General features: G+C 50.1%; 15 protein-coding genes and 1 tRNA gene. 7 read left to right on the top strand and 9 right to left on the bottom strand.

Features of this window, described 5'->3' with window-relative positions; genetic code table 11:
* The first annotated feature begins 245 nt into the window (after positions 1-245).
* A complete protein-coding gene (locus tag MLAB_RS04580; protein ID WP_011833243.1) occupies positions 246-971 on the top strand; it encodes a sugar phosphate isomerase/epimerase family protein in 726 nt (241 codons plus the stop codon).
* Complete coding sequence (locus MLAB_RS04575) at positions 968-1,717, top strand: hypothetical protein (RefSeq protein ID WP_011833242.1); 750 nt, start codon at positions 968-970, stop codon at positions 1,715-1,717. Before MLAB_RS04580 ends, MLAB_RS04575 begins: the two co-directional genes overlap by 4 nt.
* A 6-nt stretch (positions 1,718-1,723) precedes the next feature.
* Here MLAB_RS04575 and MLAB_RS04570 read toward each other — a convergent pair whose 3' ends face one another.
* Genes MLAB_RS04570 through MLAB_RS04560 form a run of 3 tightly spaced genes read right to left on the bottom strand, consistent with a single transcriptional unit; the run spans position 1,724 to position 3,794 of the window.
* Positions 1,724-2,047: a hypothetical protein gene (locus tag MLAB_RS04570; RefSeq protein ID WP_011833241.1), complete on the bottom strand. Its 324-nt coding sequence runs from the start codon at positions 2,045-2,047 to the stop codon at positions 1,724-1,726.
* A gap of 38 nt (positions 2,048-2,085) precedes the next feature.
* Positions 2,086-2,505: a DUF5804 family protein gene (locus tag MLAB_RS04565; protein WP_011833240.1), complete on the bottom strand. Its 420-nt coding sequence runs from the start codon at positions 2,503-2,505 to the stop codon at positions 2,086-2,088.
* Positions 2,505-3,794, bottom strand: a complete 1,290-nt coding sequence (locus tag MLAB_RS04560; protein WP_011833239.1) for a proteasome-activating nucleotidase — start codon at positions 3,792-3,794, stop codon at positions 2,505-2,507. Before MLAB_RS04560 ends, MLAB_RS04565 begins: the two co-directional genes overlap by 1 nt.
* Positions 3,795-3,979: 185 nt before the next feature.
* On the opposite strand from MLAB_RS04560, the gene MLAB_RS04555 reads away from it, so the two are divergent.
* From MLAB_RS04555 to MLAB_RS04545, 3 genes are all read left to right on the top strand, one after another.
* Positions 3,980-5,461, top strand: coding sequence for a glutamine synthetase family protein (locus tag MLAB_RS04555; RefSeq protein WP_245525984.1), 1,482 nt, complete (start codon positions 3,980-3,982; stop codon positions 5,459-5,461).
* A 6-nt stretch (positions 5,462-5,467) separates the two neighbouring features.
* A complete protein-coding gene (locus tag MLAB_RS04550; RefSeq protein WP_011833237.1) occupies positions 5,468-5,944 on the top strand; it encodes a hypothetical protein in 477 nt (158 codons plus the stop codon).
* Between the two features lie 271 nt (positions 5,945-6,215).
* Positions 6,216-7,790 carry a sodium:solute symporter family protein gene (locus tag MLAB_RS04545; protein ID WP_011833236.1) on the top strand — a complete coding sequence of 525 codons (1,575 nt, stop codon included), beginning with the start codon at positions 6,216-6,218 and terminating at the stop codon, positions 7,788-7,790.
* A 279-nt stretch (positions 7,791-8,069) separates the two neighbouring features.
* On the opposite strand, the gene MLAB_RS04540 is transcribed toward MLAB_RS04545, so the two are convergent.
* The 3 genes from MLAB_RS04540 to MLAB_RS04530 form a co-directional block, all read right to left on the bottom strand.
* On the bottom strand, positions 8,070-8,273 hold the full coding sequence (locus MLAB_RS04540) for a hypothetical protein (RefSeq protein WP_048062030.1): 204 nt from the start codon (positions 8,271-8,273) through the stop codon (positions 8,070-8,072).
* 96 nt (positions 8,274-8,369) lie between these two features.
* Positions 8,370-10,433, bottom strand: coding sequence for an acetate--CoA ligase family protein (locus MLAB_RS04535; protein WP_143702769.1), 2,064 nt, complete (start codon positions 10,431-10,433; stop codon positions 8,370-8,372).
* A gap of 286 nt (positions 10,434-10,719) precedes the next feature.
* Positions 10,720-11,148, bottom strand: coding sequence for a hypothetical protein (locus MLAB_RS04530; RefSeq protein WP_048062029.1), 429 nt, complete (start codon positions 11,146-11,148; stop codon positions 10,720-10,722).
* Between the two features lie 191 nt (positions 11,149-11,339).
* Between MLAB_RS04530 and MLAB_RS04520 the strand changes: the two genes are divergently transcribed.
* Entirely contained in the window at positions 11,340-11,534 is a 195-nt protein-coding gene (locus MLAB_RS04520) for a YwbE family protein (RefSeq protein WP_011833233.1), read from the top strand.
* Here the strand turns inward: MLAB_RS04520 and MLAB_RS04515 are convergent.
* Together MLAB_RS04515 and MLAB_RS04510 are read right to left on the bottom strand one after the other, a co-directional pair.
* Complete coding sequence (locus MLAB_RS04515) at positions 11,528-12,385, bottom strand: damage-control phosphatase ARMT1 family protein (RefSeq protein WP_011833232.1); 858 nt, start codon at positions 12,383-12,385, stop codon at positions 11,528-11,530. The two genes, MLAB_RS04520 and MLAB_RS04515, sit on opposite strands and share 7 nt — an antisense overlap.
* A gap of 21 nt (positions 12,386-12,406) precedes the next feature.
* Positions 12,407-12,479 (bottom strand) — tRNA-Pro (locus MLAB_RS04510).
* 669 nt (positions 12,480-13,148) lie between these two features.
* On the opposite strand from MLAB_RS04510, the gene MLAB_RS04505 reads away from it, so the two are divergent.
* Positions 13,149-14,930, top strand: a complete 1,782-nt coding sequence (locus MLAB_RS04505; protein ID WP_011833231.1) for a DUF4062 domain-containing protein — start codon at positions 13,149-13,151, stop codon at positions 14,928-14,930.
* Between the two features lie 407 nt (positions 14,931-15,337).
* Here the strand turns inward: MLAB_RS04505 and MLAB_RS04500 are convergent, their stop codons facing one another.
* Positions 15,338-16,750: a DHA2 family efflux MFS transporter permease subunit gene (locus MLAB_RS04500; protein ID WP_011833230.1), complete on the bottom strand. Its 1,413-nt coding sequence runs from the start codon at positions 16,748-16,750 to the stop codon at positions 15,338-15,340.
* Positions 16,751-16,802 lie beyond the last annotated feature (52 nt).

Raw genomic sequence — 16,802 nt, 5'->3', positions numbered from 1 at the left:
AACATACGATATTTACACCGCGTCGGGCTCCACGCCGGATCGCAAATCAGAGATTTGCTCAGCTAAGGCCGCCCATGCGGGGCAGCCCGCTGTCACTTCCCCGCACCCCATTATCAGATAAACGAAGTGAGATGTGGGAGAAGTATATTTGCCAACTGTCAAATTCAGGATTCAATCATTCGCACAAGCGCCGAAGAATATACGGTGCGAATCATTTTTTGCCAGCACCGGCAATAAGTAATCATATGGATTATTCAATCTCGACGCACTGCCTTCACTCGGACCCTCTGGCCAATGTGCTTGACACTCTTGCTCCCTACACGGATTATGTCGAGATCATGGACGACGGCCCCCATCTGCTCACGGACGCCGAACTCCTTCACTCATACACCTATACGTACAGCATCCATGCTCCATCCCGGGGTGTGAATCTTGCCTCGGTCCTGGAACCCATTCGCCGGGCCGCAGTCGAGGTCATCCGGGACACGTTTTCGATTGCGGCCGAGGTCGACGCTCCGGTCGTGATCCACCCGGGATACATCGCATGGGAATATGAGCGAGAGCTTGCCGGTAAAAACCTGCGAGCGTCCCTTGCACAGATCCGGTCGGATGCGACCGATTACGGGGTGACCTACTTTATTGAAAACATGGGGAACTGGGGCTACTTCTATCTCAAGACCCCGGACGACATCGACCTGCTGGACGGCGCTCTTTTCTGTCTGGATGTGGGGCATGCCAACGAGTGCAGTGTCCTGCCCGAGTTTCTGGAGGTGCCGTTCTCCCACATTCACCTCCATGACAACGACGGTAAACACGACAGCCACTCGGCTATTGGAACCGGCAACATCGATTTCGATGCCGTGATGACGAAGGTGCGGGAAAACAGGGTATGCCACCCGGTCATCGAAGTGGAGACGCTGGAAGGAGCGCTTGAAAGCATTTCCGCTCTGGAAGAGAGGGGATACGTATGAAAAAGTTCTCGTGGGAGGCACGCCTCGCCTGTATGCTGATCGCGATCTCGATCTGTGTGTATGCGATTAAATTCCTGTTCTTTGGTGACAACGGGGAAAGCAACACCATGTCGTACATCTTCAACAGCCTGGGTTTTCTCCCGATCAACATTCTGATCGTAACGCTGATCATCAACCGTCTGCTGACCATGCGGGCGAAACGTGAGCAGCGGGAAAAAACCCGGATGGTCATCGGCCTCTTTTTCACTGAGATGGGCGATACCCTGCTTCGCAAGATGGTTCAGTGGGACACAGCGCCAGAAACGCTTCGCGAGACGATGCTGGTCACAAATACCTGGACCAAAGAGCAGTACAAAGCGGCAAAGGAACAAGCCGCAAAATTATGCACCCGCACGATCCCGAGCGCCGACGATCTGACCGAGGTCAGAGATCTCTTTATGAAAAATCACGACTTTCTGCTGCGGCTGATCGAAAACCCGGTGCTTCTCGAGCATAACACCGTCTCGAAACTCATGCAGGATCTTTTCCATCTGGGAGAAGAACTTGCCAGCAGAAAGGATATCCACTCTCTGCCGGCGTCCGATCTCGCTCACCTTTCAGGCGACGTGAATCGTGTTTACTGTCAGCTCACGACCGCATGGCTGGAACACATGGAGTATTTGAGCAGGAACTACCCGTATCTGCTCTCTCTTTCTTTACGTAAAAGTCCGTTCCTGCTGGAAGACCGGGTCGTCGTTACCGAATAAAAAAACTTATTTTTTAAAGAACCCGCGGCGTGAGGGTTTTGAAGCTGCGGCTTCCTTTTGGAGGTTGAGCAGATGGTGCATCACCCGGACCTCTTTTTTCAGTTCATCGATGTTTCGAACCAGCATATCGATGTTTTTCTGCATGCGTGCCGTCTCTTTAAAACTTCGTTCCCGCGGCGGCGACACGATCCCTGCCTGCTCGGCCTGCATGAGACCCCCTTCGATCAGACGCAGAAGGGCCTCGTTTCGCTCCAGCTCCTGTTTCCTTGCAAATATATCGACCCGTTCCGCCAGTTCGGGATCCAAAGTAAAAGAAAGATGAAGTGCCATACTCGTATTACTCCATTGGTATTCAGACTTATTGTAACTTATGGATGTTCACGTGCCAGACCCCATACACGGAATCGCTGGACGACACCGTCGGGAATCGGCACGCCGTCTGGGACGCGGGCCGAACTGCCGTCTTCCATGATTATGACGCTGAAGGAAATATTCCAGCCGTCGATTAACGCGGCCGATCGGGTTTCATACACCTCTCGTGCCAGATCGCGGGTGAGGTACACGGCATGCTCCGTGTCCTCGAAGAGCACCTCGGTCATATACCGCATGATGTACCAGCGAAGTTCGCTTGCCAGAGCGAGTCCGCTGGAAACGGTCGCAACCTCAAGAACTACACCCCAGGGTGTCTCTTTCGGGTGATAAAACCGGAGGATGTGCCGGCTCGTCTCGGAGTCCGAGAGGGTCCGGTAGAGATCCACACCTGCTTTTCCAATACAGACCAGACGCATTAGATATACATTATGTCCCGGCGCTCTTCATCCTTGTCCTGGTGCTTGACCTTGCGGATCGCCTGGACGAAGTTCATGCCGGTGATAAGATCTTCGTTGTTTCTGATGGCAAGCATTCCCGCCTCGCGGCAGATCGCTTCGATCTCGGCGCCGGTCAGACCTTCGGTCATACGCACCAGTTCGTCGTAATCGATGCCGGAAAGGGAGCCGGCTGCTTCCATCTTCTTCATGTGGACCTTAAAGATCTGCATCCGTGCAGCATTGTCGGGGGCCGGGATCTTGATCAGCCGGTCGAATCTTCCCGGACGGAGGAGGGCTGCATCCAGCATATCAGGGCGGTTTGTCGCCGCCATGATCCGGATATTGCCGCGGTTGTTGAACCCGTCCATCTCGGCGAGAAGCTGCATTAAGGTTCTCTGAACCTCAGCAGAACCGGACGTTCCGTCGTTGGTCCGCATACTGCCGACCGCGTCGATCTCGTCGATGAAGACAACGACCCCGTTGTTTTTCTCGGCAAGATCACGGGCCATCTCGAAGAGATCGCGAACCAGCTGGGCGCCTTCACCGATGTATTTGTGGACAAGCTCGGAACCTGCCATTCTCAGGAACGGAACGCCGGCATTATTGGCGACCGCTTTTGCGATCAGCGTCTTGCCGGTTCCGGGCGGGCCGTAGAGGAGGACGCCTTTGGGCGGGACGACACCAAACTTCTCGAAGGACTCGGGACGGGTAAGCGGATATTCGACCGCCTCACGCACCTCGATGATCTCGTTTTTCAGACCGCCGATGTCGGCGAAGGTGATCGCGGGCTTCTCTTCAAGCTCCATCACGCGGACCCGCTCGTCGATGGTGTTTCCAAGGATCTTCACGACCGAGAGAGTGTTGTTGACGGCAACTTTGGTCCCTGCCTTGACCTCTGCGTAGATCAGCGGGTTCGCCTGGGTCACATACTCCTGATTGTTGCCGAGCTGGCGCAGATAAAGCTCATTCTCGCCGAGCTTCTCCAAAACAACCGCGACAAACAGCGGCAGGCGTTTGAGCTGCGCATTCTCCTTCTTGAGCTGCGCATTGTCCATCCGGATCTTGTTGTTCTCCAGCCTGAGGGACTCGTTTTCGGTTTTTGTCGTTTTGATTATTTTATGGAGAGAGTCGTTCTCTTTTTTCAGGAAAAGAGCTTCGTCCCGTAACTTGGCGTATTGGTCGTTGAGGTCCCCGAAGTCGAGGGCGTTGGGGGAGATGTTCGATTCGCGTGAGCGACCGGTATTGGGTGATGGTATTTCTTCTTCCATGTAGTGTAGATATGTTTAGATTTTGTGATTTAAAGTCTATCGCATATGAGCACACAGCCTTCTGCCGGGCTGTTTTTGCCATCGGACGAAATATGAAAAAAACCGGTTCGATACTTAAAAAACCCAGTCTCCTTAAGTACCAAAAGAACCCATATTAATATATTATGAATGATGCGGAGGTCCTGATGAACCCAAACGACTTAGTGCAGTTTTTGAAAAAAAATCCTGAGTATTTTACAAAAGATGACATCCTCCGTTTTTGCGAAGAAAACCATGTTGAGATGGTTAACTTCCGCTATGCCGGCGGCGACGGGAAACTCAAAACCCTGAACTTCGCCGTATCGTCAAAAGAGCAGCTTGATACGATCCTCTCCGAAGGCGAACGGGTCGACGGCAGCAAACTTTTCTCTTTTATCGAGGCAGACAGTTCCGATCTCTACGTTATCCCAAGATACGGGACGGCGTTCATGGATCCTTTTGCAGAGGCCAAAACCCTGAACATCCTCTGTTCCTATTACGACGGGAACGGGCATCCGCTTGCCTCCTCGCCGGAACACATCCTTCGCCAGGCAGAAGCATCATTCAAAAAACACACCGGGATGGAGTTCAAATGCCTCGGCGAACTTGAATACTATATCATCTCCAAAGAGGAGACCTTCTATCACCGAAGCAACAGGATCGGGTATCACGAATCGGGCCCCTTCTGCAGATTCTGCGAGATGCGGACCGAAGCCATGCTTATGATCGCCCGTGCCGGCGGGAAGATCAAATACGGCCATGCCGAAGCGGGTTCTTTTACAAAAGACGGCTATTATTACGAGCAGCACGAGATCGAGTTCCTGCTGACAAGCCCGATCCTCGCCGTCGAACAGATCCTCATTGCAAAATGGATTCTCAGAAGACTCAGCGTTAAGTACGAGGTCGAGGTCTCGTTTGCGCCGAAGATCGCCATAGACAGATCGGGTTCCGGTCTGCATATCCACCTCCTTGCTGAGAAAAACGGCACGAACGTACTGATCAAAGAGGGAAAACTTTCCGACACGGCAAAGCGGATGATCGTCGGGATTCTGGACATCAGCGATGCGGCTACCGGATTTGGGAACACCGTTCCTACTTCATATCTGAGACTTGTGCCGAACCAAAACGCACCGACCTACATCTGCTGGGGAGAACAGAACCGATCGGTCGTGGTCCGCGTCCCGCTTGGCTGGGTCGACGGAGTCGATATGGCGGCTGATGCAAACTTCGGCCTTAAGAGAAGATCCGAAAAAGCTACCAGACAGACCCTGGAATTCAGGGTCGCCGACGGTTCGGCCTGCATCTACGAAATGATCGCCTGTTTGATCTGCGGGGCGATCCACGGTCTCGGCATGAACGGTGCCCTCACCAAAGCAGACGAACTCTATGCATCGAGAAATATCTTCAATGAGGAGTGCACGTCGTTCCTTAAAACTCTGCGCCGGCTGCCGATCAGCTGCACAGAATCGGCCGATGCGCTGATTTCCAAACGAAAACTGCTCGAAAGAGACGACATCTTCCCGCCGGGAGTCATCGACGACCAGGCGGCAAAACTGAGAGCGTATAATGACAGTTGTCTTTCTGAAAGACTTCGCAGGGACGAGACCCTCTTCACGGAATGTGCGGAGCAGTATCTCCACATCAACTGATCTGACATGGGATTTTTAGGCAATATCGAACGGGCACTCGGTGTGTGGTATCCGGACAAAGACACGGAACCCGATGACGGCAACCCTCTGGTAGCTCTGGCGTTTCGCGATTACGTGATCAAACGGCTTGGAAGCACATGGTCGGCGACCGGCCGCGAGGAGAGAAGCCCGGGCGAACCGGATCTTCTCGCCCTTAGAAATGCCGACGAGAAACGCTATGATCTGGTCACCTGCTACCGGAGCCGTATGTTTGTCGGGGAAGACGGCGAGGCCTACCTGCCCTGGACAACCCAGGAGATCTACGAAAAATATCTCGCGTATGCAGCAGCCGAAGGAAATCCCTTTTACGTCATCTTCGGTCTGCACGGATTTGCCGATGCGCCGAAGTTCTTGTTCGCCGTCCCTCTTGATAAGGCGGTCATCGATCTGAAGAAAAGCGTTCTTCAGCAGTATGAAGTCCCTGAAAGCCGGGAACTTCTGTAACGTTCTTTTTTTGCGCGGTCATGCGCCTGTTTCGTGAGCCGGTTTCAAAAGCCGTGGAATAAAGCGTTTTTGGCGGCTTTTTTCACTCTCTCCCAGAAGGCAAGCCGCAATAGAACCGATCGTGTTATATGTCAACACGTAGCACGCTTATGGGTATGATACTAGGATTACCCGATATCACGGTTTTCACTGTTGGCGGAGCCATCATTTTATGTATCATTCTCCTATTAATTTGGGGCATCACATTCCCTAAGGAGAATGACGACTAAAGATGGCACTGGCTGAAGGAAGCACATTTATTACGATCGCGCTCATCGCTGTTTACTTTGTAGTTTTACTCGGTATCGGCGTATGGGCATCGAAGAAGATCAAAAATTCAGAAGACTATATGCTGGCCGGCAGAAGTCTCGGGTTCTGGCTGTTTACCCTGTTGATCGTCTGTTCGATCTGCAGCGGTATGACGCTTGTTGGAACCAGCGGGTTTGGGTTTGCGTCAGGCTGGCCGGGCATTTGGGAACAGATTTTCGTTCCATTGTCGGCGGCGTTTTGTATCATCTTCTTTGGTTCAAAACTCAATAAGATCGGCAGAAAAAGCGGGTGCATGACCATTGTGGATTATTTTGCACTCAGATATGAAAATACGCGGGAGCTTCGCACTCTTTCTGCAATCGCAAGCATTGCAGTTTCACTGGTATATCTCGTCGGGCAGTACACCGCCATCAGTATCGTTTTGATCTGGGCGTTCGGGCTGGAACACTGGCAGGCCCTGCTGATCGCAGGGGTCATCATCACCGCATATACCGTTATCGGCGGCCTGTATGCCGTCTCCTGGACGGGACTCGTTCAGGGTCTGATTCTTATCTTCGGCGTGATTCTCGTAGCACCGTTCATCCTGACCTATGCAGGAGGTCTCGAGCATATTAACACGGTTCTCGCAACGATCGATCCGAATCTGGTCATGCCCTGGTTCCCGTCGGGAAGCACGGAAGCATACGCCTATTGTACACCTGAATATCTGTTCTCGTTTGGCGTGCTGCTGATTGTAGGTCTCGCCTGTGCACCGCACGTTCTCTCGAACGTGTTTGCTGCGAGAAAAACGTCCTACTTCAAGTGGGCGCCGCTTGTGGCATTCTCGATCTACCTCGTGATCATGCTTTTGATCAAGATCTGCGGTATGGCGGTCAGATCCATGCAGGCGGACGGCCTCCTTTCCGGGATTGTGCCGGAAGGCGGACGGGTCGCGGACTTTGCACTGATGTATGGTATTCAGGCGGCAAGTCCAAGCATCCTGATCACGGGTCTGTTTGCGGTGATCGTTCTCTCGGCAGTTATGTCGACGACCGACCGGCTTATGCTGACGGTTGGAACGACCTTCTCCTGGGATATCTTCAAGACGATGCTCAAACCGATGGCAAGCGAACGTCAGGTGGTTCTCGTGAGTCAGATCTGCGTTCTTCTGGCGGCAGTCATCTCGCTGATTCTGGCAATCAACCCGCCGGAGATGCTCGCCTTCCTGATCTGGCTCGGTATCGGCCTGATGCTTTCAGCATTCGCCGTGCCAATGATCGCCGGTCTCTACTGGAGACGGGCGACCGCAGCGGGCGCGATTGCGAGTATGCTCGTTGGTCTTATCACCTGTCTCGCGTTCGGCGCGTACTACAACTTCATCGACAAGCTGCCGATGCACTTCTCAATCTATTCACTGCTCTGTTCAATCGCCGCGATGGTTATCGTCAGTCTGCTTACGAAGAAGAATTCCGAGAAGGCACTTGATCTGACCTACACAGGCATGTATCTTCATCCAAAGGATGAACCACACTCTTCGACTGAACAGTCAAAAGAGTAATTTCTTTTTTTTTACGCGAACGTTTGAAGCAGTGTGAAAAGCACGCGAAAGGAACGATTTTTTTGAAGAGAAGTTACGCGGCGTTATCCTCAATCCAATTCGAGAAGGGTATTACTGGGTGTGGAGACAAGAGATAATTTAACCGCGAATCTCCGCGAATTAACGCGAATCGCATTTTTCTTGCGCCGTCGTGCTCTGCTCCGGCTGATCGCCTGCGCAGAATCGCACGCCGTCTGGTAAAATGCTGACGGAAAAACCCGCGTGCGGGTTTTTCTCACCTTAATCATCGCTTTTTGTGTAATCGAGAAAATAACGAAACAACAGAAAAACCGGCACGCCGGTTTTTCCTGTAGCATTTTTCAAGAGAGGGTGCGATTCTGCGCAGGCGATCAGCCGGAGCAGAGCACCCGAACGTAAGGAAAATGCGATTCGCGTTAATTCGCGGAGATTCGCGGTTGGTTCTTTCTCATGGATATACACCATCTCTTACACGAAATCAAAAAAAATGATTGGGGGTTGAGAGATTCATACCACAAAAAATGGATATAAAAAAATGAGAGGCAGACCAGATCGTGCAGATCAGCGATCTGCAGTCCAGCTCAGGTGTCCGAGGGCACGGTAGGTAAACTCCAGCTCCTCGAAGACCAGGATATTGTTCTTCTTCAAGAGATCGACACCCGGCTTTAAGCAGTCTCCACCGACGAAGGTTCCAACCAGCAGATTGTCCGTGCGTTTCGAGTTGTCGATCAGGATCTGGGCGACCCGGTCGGGTGCCAGAACCTTGTTCGGGAAGTTGACGAGGATCGCCATATCCCAGAGATCCTCGTTCTTGCACAGAACATCGAAGACGCCTCTGAAACGTGCCTCGGTGGCATCGCCTAAGAGATCGATCGGGTTGTTCTTGTTCCAGAACGGCGGGAGGAAGGTGTTCAGCTCATCGATGATGTGCTTGGGCAGATCGATGATCTCGATGCCCCAGGTCTCGGCGTAGTCATTGGAAAGAACGGCAAATCCACCGGCATTGGTGATTACGACAGCACGACGGCCGGTCAGCGGCTTTTTCAGATCGCCAAGGGCCTTTGCGACCTGGAATGCGCCCGGAAGGGTCTTGACCGGAACAACACCGCACTTTCTGAAGGCCTCCATGTAGACGTCGAACGAACCGGAAAGGGAACCGGTGTGGGAAGCGGCTGCGGCCTGACCTCTCTTTGAAGATCCGGCTTTGATCGCGACGATCGGTTTTGTCTGGGTGATCTCTTTTGCCATCTCCATGAATGCTACACCGTTTTTGATCTCTTCGACGTAGAGGATGATCGATTTGGTGTGCGGGTCGCGGGCTGCATAACTCATGTAGTCCAGGAAGTCCAGATCACACTGGTTACCGACCGAAACGACCTCGGAGTACCCCATCTCGGAGCCTTCTGAAAGGGATATTCCTACGACTGCGTTGACGATAGCTCCGGACTGGGAAATGAACGCGATGTCTCCCGGCAGAGGCGAAGTGGAAACATACGTTGTATCGAGTTTGAAGGGCGGAAGGATCAGACCAAGACAGTTTGGACCGACGATACGAATGCCGTAGTTTTTGGCGATCTCGACCATACGGGTCTCAAGCGCACGACCATCCTCGTCCATCTCCTTGAATCCTGCGGTGATCACGACCGCCATCTTCACGCCTTTGAGACCGCACTCGCTCATGATCGCCGGAACGAGCTGAGCAGGAACGGTGATAACGACCATATCCACGTGGCCGGGGATATCGGAGAGAGTCGGGTAGCATTTGACACCCTGGATCTCGTCGCGTTTATTGTTCACCGGATAGACTTTGCCCGGGAACTGGAGAATATTGCGGAACACCGCGTATCCCATTTTGGTCGGGTCATCGGATGCACCGATCACAGCGACGCTTCTCGGCTTATAGTAGTCAAGCGGTACGATCTTTGCAGGATCGTAGTGCGCCGGAAGTTCGACCGGTTCGTCCTGAACAATGACGCGTGCATCAACTGCGCAGCCGCCCTTCTCGTAGAGTCTGAGGGGGTTGATATCGAACTCGACGACATTCACGTTTTTCTCAAAGAAGTCGCAGGCGTTCTTTAATGTCTGGAAGAGGAACTCCTCATCCAGCGGGGCCTGACCGCGGTATCCTCTGATGAGCGTATATGCTTTGATCTGGTGGATCAGACTTCTGATATCTTCATCGTCGCAGGGCAGCAGACGGATCCCGACATCTTTATAGAACTCGACCAGGGTGCCGCCGAGACCGAAGGTAAGAACGCGTCCGAATGCCGGATCGATTTTACCGCCGATGATCAGCTCGAGGCCGGATTTTGCCATCTCTTCAACGATGACGCCTTTGATCTCTGCCGAAGCATCATAGGCTTTTGCAGAGGTTACGATTTTATTGAATGCTTCTTTTGCTTCAGCATCCGTTTTGATCCCGACAATCACTCCGCCCGCATCGCTTTTGTGGATGATCTGGGGGGAGACGATTTTCATTACTACGGGATAACCGATTTTTGTTGCGGCTTTTGCAGCATCGTCCGGAGTTTGGACGATCTCAAAGGCCGGAGCAGGTACATTAAACTGACGCAGAAGGTCATATCCGTCTGCTTCAGAGAGCATTGTGGTAGCTTTGACTGTCATGTCGGTACTCCAGTAGGTATCTCGTTTGCGAGGCTTACCCCGCAAATCCGAATTATACATTATTTATCATGTAGATTTGATATATACTCTGTGGTTTGAGGTATTTGTTCTGCGATCGTCTACAGAGGAATTCAACGTTTGTCGAAGTTGCGCGCATGTTCTGACGACAAAATTTCAAAACCACATGAAAATATCTGCCCGATCCGGCCCCCGGCGTAACCCGGATGAGCGTTTCGGTTGTTTTGCGGAACTCTGCACGGCGAAAAAAAGTGAGATTTTTGTGAACTCAGTATTCCTGAGTTTCGGATTCGCTTTCCGGCAGGGTGTCTTCGGCCGAAAGCTCCGGGATCTCTTCGGAAACGGCGGACTCTTCGTGGAATCTGCTTCGGTAGGCTGCAAGAGCGTCGGCATACTCGTTGGATTCATGGAAGCCTTTGAGGAAACTGTCTCTGGTTTCGCAGATCGTTTCACCGACTCCCTGTTCGGCCGACTCCTCAAGCATGCCTTCAAGAGCTGCCTGTTCGGCAAAGTAGTTGCTCATGGACCGGCAGTAGTTAAGGAGACTTTCGGCCGCCTGCTTCTCTTTCTTGAGCTGCTTTAATGTCTTCTTTGCCGTCTTCGTTTTCTTCACGAGTTTCTTGGAAGCTTCCTTACTCGCCTTTTTGTCGTTTTTTGATTTACCCGAGGCCATGATTGAAACAACTCCGTTAACCATGCATTAGGAGTTCTTCTATTAATAGTGTTTGGATGGAGTACCCAAAGATACCGTATTTTCCCGGAAAACACTTTGGATTCTTCTGGTTTCGTCCCGATTCCTGACCATAACTGAAAAAAAGCCGGATCATTCGTTTCTTCTGCCCGGATACGATCCTTTTTATCTCAGACGTCCAACCAGTATCCAAGATCATGAAAAAGGGAAATCTGCGCAGTAATATTCATCCGGGAGATGCGGTGGCAATAATCCTGAAAAAAGATCAGCCGACGGGTGCGCTTACGTTCGGGCGGGTCGCAGAGATCCTGACAAACTCACAAACCCACCCCCACGGGATAAAAGTCAGGCTCACCGACGGATCGGTCGGCCGGGTGCAGGAGATCTACTGACGTCTCAAAACAGCGATCATATCGCCTTTTTTTGCCCCAATATCCCTGCCGACCGCGTCGCATTTCACCATCATCAGGTAGGCAACCGGCGGCCGGACCTCATACTCAGTCAGGCTCTCGTAGTTTGCAAGACCTTTTGAAATGATCAGTGTCGCGGAATCGACCGCGTCACGGACCTTGGGCGGGAAATACGGAGGATGCGTCCCAATCTGCGCCCCGCCGCCCGCGTGAAGAAGAACGTCAGCCGCATCCCCGAGCCGGATATCCACCGCTTCTTCTACCGCCACGTCGTTTAACATCGGTTTTTCCTTCACGACGATCGTCACGTGCGACCCGTTCTTTCGCAGTTCTTTGCAGAACAGTTTGTCGAAGATGACCTCGTCGCAGTTGTCGGTGAAGTAGACCACCCGTCCGGCCAGTTTAAAAAACTCCTCCGAGTCATCGAGCGCCAGGCCTTTTGCCAGCATTTTTTCGAAAAATGCCGCCAGATCGGTCGAGATCTCATGCCCGGTCACGCCGTAATCGATGGTATTGCCGATGATCGCAGCCGTCATGTAGTCATGCAGGGTGTGAAGTTTCGGAAGGACAGAGGCCGCAACCTTTTCCGCCGCCGCATTGTCCTGGCGTTTCATCTCCGTATACGGATCGTTTGATCCGATCAGCCGATAACAGGTACGGTGGACCTCGCCTGCAGCGACGGCCGCCCGCGGATCATTTTCAAGATAGCGATCGTATACCTCCGTGCATTCGGCGGTGACTCTCGCTAAAACCTCCTCGTCATTTGTAACGAGTTCTGACTGCGAACGGACTTTTGTCAGAAGACAGGTCCTGCATTCCGGTGCCAACTTCATAAAAACTCTCCAAAACAGGTATGGGGCCGCCGCGATTTGAACGCGAGTCAGAAGACCCCCAGTCTCCTAGGATTCCAGGCTACCCTACGGCCCCTTGCTCCACTTATATTGGCTCTCCTCTCTTTATTAAGTTGCGGTTTTGCCGGCCGAAAAAATCCCGGATTTTTCTCAATAGGAGTTCTGCAGTGTTAGTGTTAATCCAATTCGGGAGGGGGTAAGGTTAGGTGCGCACAGATGAGATAAAAACCAACCGCGAATCACCACGAATTCCCGCGAATCGCATTTTCCTTACGTTCGGGTGCTCTGCTCCGGCTCATCGCCTACGCAGGAATCGCACCCTCACTTGAAAAATGCTGTCGAAAAAACCGGCGTGCCGGTTTTTTTTTCATTGAATTTATCTCCCTCATTCATCTGATGGCAAGTCTCCAAATATAATCATTTCATGAAAAGGTGATTTGGGCTGGTTGATGAACAAGTCACCCCGCTCAACAAATGTAAGTTTGAATGTAAATGAGGGCTTGTATTGTTTTGAGTACGTAGAGATTTATATAAACAACTCTGTTTAGAATTTGGGCAATGAAGGTGCATCTGGGATTTTATAGTGTATCTTTGATGCACCTTATGATAGCATAACCGAAAAATCATATTTTTTGTAATAAGGGGAATTATTATCAAATTTTGATTCATAGCAAGTAGTTTTATCATATTTCCCAACCAAAATAGAAAATACAACTTCTCGCATTCAAGTTTTGACCAGTAAAAGATGATGATTAATAGTAATAATCTAAATATAAAGCAAGAAGCAGAAGAAACAATCGAAGATTACATACGAAATACCGTGGGTGATAATAAATTTGACAACCTCTCCATTCCAGTATTTCTCAGTTCCACGAAAGATGATCTTCAAAGTGAAAGATTTGCAATAACTCTTCTCATTCAGCAGATGGGATTAATCCCAATTGCAATGGAAGAATTCGGAGCCAGACCTGAATCACCCTTGGATACATGTCTTGGAGAATTAGATGAAGCAAAAATATTTGTTTTAGTCATTGGGATGCGATATGGTTCGCCATATATCAGTGATAACGGAAATAATGGTGAACTCAATGGAAAATCATATACAGAAATCGAATATGATAATGCATTAAAAAACGAAAAAATTCGTATTCTTGCTTATTGCATTGATGAAGAAAAGGCAGTGATACATCCAATATATGTTGATAAAGATGTTAATGCTAAAAAACTCATCAAATTCAAAGCTAAAATCAAAAAGAATCATCATATTAAAAAATATGCCAATACACAGGAATTGGTTTCTGCAGTATTCCATGACATATCATATCAGATTAAATTATTAACAAGAGATAGTAGCACTCCAATTTCATCACAGCAAACAGAAATATTAAAGCAACTAACGATAGCTGGGAACACTGATAATCTCTATACTCATGAGACGCTTCAGATAAATGGAACGTCAACTTATTTAGATAGTGATTCTGTTTACTTGTATCTCACGAAAAACGGGAGCACTAATACACCATTGACTCAAAATGAGTTTCTCCCTATTGGTAAGCATGGGGAAAAATTCCTTCAGATACCAGTTCTTAATGATTTTTCATGGGCGACCCTTTGGAATCCACGAGATACATTCACTGATCGTGATGTGAGAAATAGATTGGTGCATGAAGGAGGGATATTAAAATTCATCGTTTCTCCTTATCCGATTAACACACAACCATTTCATGATTATAAAACGTTCTTAATAACGCTAAAAACACCATTCCTTACCGCAACAAGCAATACATCACCTCTAATTCCAGGGGTTCAAACATATGTTCGGGGAAATGCACTAACAAAGCAGCCATCATTACTCGCTTGGTTATGTACAAAAGATAAATTAATAGATTATTTTCCAATTTCCATCCAAAATGATGATTATATTTATACCTTCCCATATGAACTCTTAAAATCTCTTGAAGTAGGAATGACGTATTTATTAATTCTTCAGATGCCAAGTACATCTAAGTATGGAGATGTAAGACAATTCTACTACTCACCGACTCAACATGGCATTGGGAAAGTAAGTACGGATAATTTGGACAAAATAGAATCTGAATCAATGATACTGCTTGATGCAAACAATTCAACACCCGGAATTGTGGACAAAATATGCAATCTTATTGACTCTACAGAAAATGATATTTATGTGAGATTAGCCTTTGTTCGTCAGGATCCTGAAATAAATAATTTTATAATAAAGCAGAAAGCTGGTAAACTAGAAATCTCGGGTCAAACAAATTTACCAATAGATACGCAACTTTCTGTAGAAATAACTACAAAGGAAATTCCACAAAGAGCAATATTTGCATTTAATCAACTTCGTAACCCACGTATATTTTCCACAATGAAAGTAATTAGATCGGGGGGAAGGAATGGTTTTTCCGTTATTATTGCTACGCCAAGAATACTAGTAGGTGAATACACGGTAGTGTTAACTCTCTTAACAACTGGTAAAAAGGTATTTGAAAAGTCAATTAATTTATGAAGTGATTCTATAATCTTATTTTATAATGGATACGAGTGTGTCCAATATTCCTCGAATGCTTTCGTTGAATATGCTATGAATAGTTATTCCATTTCCCAATAACATTCATCATCAATGATAATTCCAGATTGGTTAATTGAATCATCTGATTTGAAAACATATCATCAGTCTTATGAGCAAAAATTATAATGATCAAAGAAAAACCCGCACGCGGGTTTTTCCGTCAGCATTTTTCCAGACGGCGTGCGATTCCTGCGCAGGCGATCAGACGGAGCAGAGCACGACGGCGCAAGAATAATGCGATTCGCGTTAATTCGCGGAGATTCGCGGTTCAGTATTTCATGTGTCCATATCCAACCTTACCCTTCCAGTATTGAATCCACCTCAACAACGCGTAAGTGCTTGTTCTATTTGGCCCGCGGCGGATCTTTTACGACGGCCGAGAGGATCAGCGCCGCGGCGGCGACGAAAAAACCGACCGCGTTTGTGATATGGAATCCGTACATAAACGTCGCGTAATCCAGATCGGCAAATGAAACGATCCCGCCGGCAGTTGACGTTGCCGCGGTGAATACCGCAGCATATAGCGCGATCCCGACAACGCAGCCGAAGTACATCGTCGTCATCATCAGCGAAGAGCCGGTCCCTTCTTCCCCTTTCGGCATCTGTTCAACGACCCGGCTGGACGCAGGTCCGCCGCCGATACCCCAGACAAGACCCATGAGAACAAGACTTCCCGCAAGCGGGATCAGACCCCATGCGGGAACGATGAACGCGTAGATCAAACTGGTCACGGCGAGAACACCGAACGCGGCGACCGCGAAGATGCGCCGTTCGGTAACATCCGACCAGTGACCGAGCGGGATACTCAGCGCTGCGGTGATCGCAGGCGGGATAAAAAGCACCAGCCCGCTTGTTGCCGAATCAAAGTTCATCCCTGCCGAAAGATAGAACGGCAGCAGATAGAAAAAGCCGGCACTGGTGATCTGGCTGACGAGAAACGCCGTCACGACAAACGTCAGCGGCCGCTTTTTGAACACGCGGATGTTCAGGACCGGGTGACTGCTTCTCAGCTCGGCTGCACAGAAAATGATCAGCGAAACAACGCATACGCAGACCGACGCGATGATCAGCGGATCGGAGATGCCCAGATGGGGAAAACGCTCCAGCGCGAAAACGCCTGCGACCATCAGACAGAAGAGAGCGGCCGCTCCGGCGAAATCGAAGGAGGAACGCTCCGGGACACGGGCACGCGGGATGATTTTCACCGCAAACAAAACGGCGAAGATCCCGATCGGAATATTGATGAAAAAGATCCAGTGCCAGGAAAGGAACTGGGTGATCACGCCGCCGATCGCCGGACCAACCGCAAACCCGATGGAACTCGCCGCGGTCAAAACCCCCATCGAGACGCCGAGCATATTTGCCGGGAGATACTTCACGCAGATCATCGGCGTGGACGCGGCGATCATCGCGGCGCCTACCCCCTGGAAGATCCGGGCGACTATCAGAAACGAAAGATCGGGTGATAAGCCGCAGACGATCGAGCAGAGCGTAAAGAGAACAAAGCCTGCGATGAAGAGGATTTTTACATATCCGCGGTCGGCAAGTTTGCCGAAGATCAGGATGAGACCCGCAAGCGTCAGAAGGTACGCCAGACTCACCCAGGAGATCGTTCCGGTGTCCGCCCCGAATTCCGCCGCGATCACCGGAAGAGCGATATTTACGACCGAGCCGTCGAGAGCGTCCACGAAAACCGCAATGCCGACAGCTAATAAAAGCAATTTCTGGCGCAGCGGATCGGTGATGACCTCGGTCATAGAGCAGTACTAGGTTGATCTGCGGGGATATAAAGCCCACCAAAGCTCACGG

This window comes from Methanocorpusculum labreanum Z (assembly GCF_000015765.1).
Lineage (GTDB): Archaea > Halobacteriota > Methanomicrobia > Methanomicrobiales > Methanocorpusculaceae > Methanocorpusculum > Methanocorpusculum labreanum.
Note: the sequence above shows the minus strand (reverse complement) of the source record. Positions and strands in the feature narration are given on the sequence as shown.

Bases quoted from the DNA above. Each gene is read 5' to 3' on its own strand.
- MLAB_RS04545 (WP_011833236.1), top strand. From the start codon at position 6,216: ATGGCACTGGCTGAAGGAAGCACATTTATTACGATCGCGCTCATCGCT.
- MLAB_RS04550 (WP_011833237.1), top strand. From the start codon at position 5,468: ATGGGATTTTTAGGCAATATCGAACGGGCACTCGGTGTGTGGTATCCG.
- MLAB_RS04505 (WP_011833231.1), top strand. From the start codon at position 13,149: ATGATGATTAATAGTAATAATCTAAATATAAAGCAAGAAGCAGAAGAA.
- MLAB_RS04570 (WP_011833241.1), bottom strand. From the start codon at position 2,047: ATGGCACTTCATCTTTCTTTTACTTTGGATCCCGAACTGGCGGAACGG.
- MLAB_RS04575 (WP_011833242.1), top strand. From the start codon at position 968: ATGAAAAAGTTCTCGTGGGAGGCACGCCTCGCCTGTATGCTGATCGCG.
- MLAB_RS04580 (WP_011833243.1), top strand. From the start codon at position 246: ATGGATTATTCAATCTCGACGCACTGCCTTCACTCGGACCCTCTGGCC.
- MLAB_RS04515 (WP_011833232.1), bottom strand. From the start codon at position 12,385: ATGAAGTTGGCACCGGAATGCAGGACCTGTCTTCTGACAAAAGTCCGT.
- MLAB_RS04560 (WP_011833239.1), bottom strand. From the start codon at position 3,794: ATGGAAGAAGAAATACCATCACCCAATACCGGTCGCTCACGCGAATCG.
- MLAB_RS04500 (WP_011833230.1), bottom strand. From the start codon at position 16,750: ATGACCGAGGTCATCACCGATCCGCTGCGCCAGAAATTGCTTTTATTA.
- MLAB_RS04540 (WP_048062030.1), bottom strand. From the start codon at position 8,273: ATGGTGTATATCCATGAGAAAGAACCAACCGCGAATCTCCGCGAATTA.
- MLAB_RS04530 (WP_048062029.1), bottom strand. From the start codon at position 11,148: ATGGTTAACGGAGTTGTTTCAATCATGGCCTCGGGTAAATCAAAAAAC.
- MLAB_RS04520 (WP_011833233.1), top strand. From the start codon at position 11,340: ATGAAAAAGGGAAATCTGCGCAGTAATATTCATCCGGGAGATGCGGTG.
- MLAB_RS04565 (WP_011833240.1), bottom strand. From the start codon at position 2,505: ATGCGTCTGGTCTGTATTGGAAAAGCAGGTGTGGATCTCTACCGGACC.
- MLAB_RS04535 (WP_143702769.1), bottom strand. From the start codon at position 10,433: ATGACAGTCAAAGCTACCACAATGCTCTCTGAAGCAGACGGATATGAC.
- MLAB_RS04555 (WP_245525984.1), top strand. From the start codon at position 3,980: ATGAACCCAAACGACTTAGTGCAGTTTTTGAAAAAAAATCCTGAGTAT.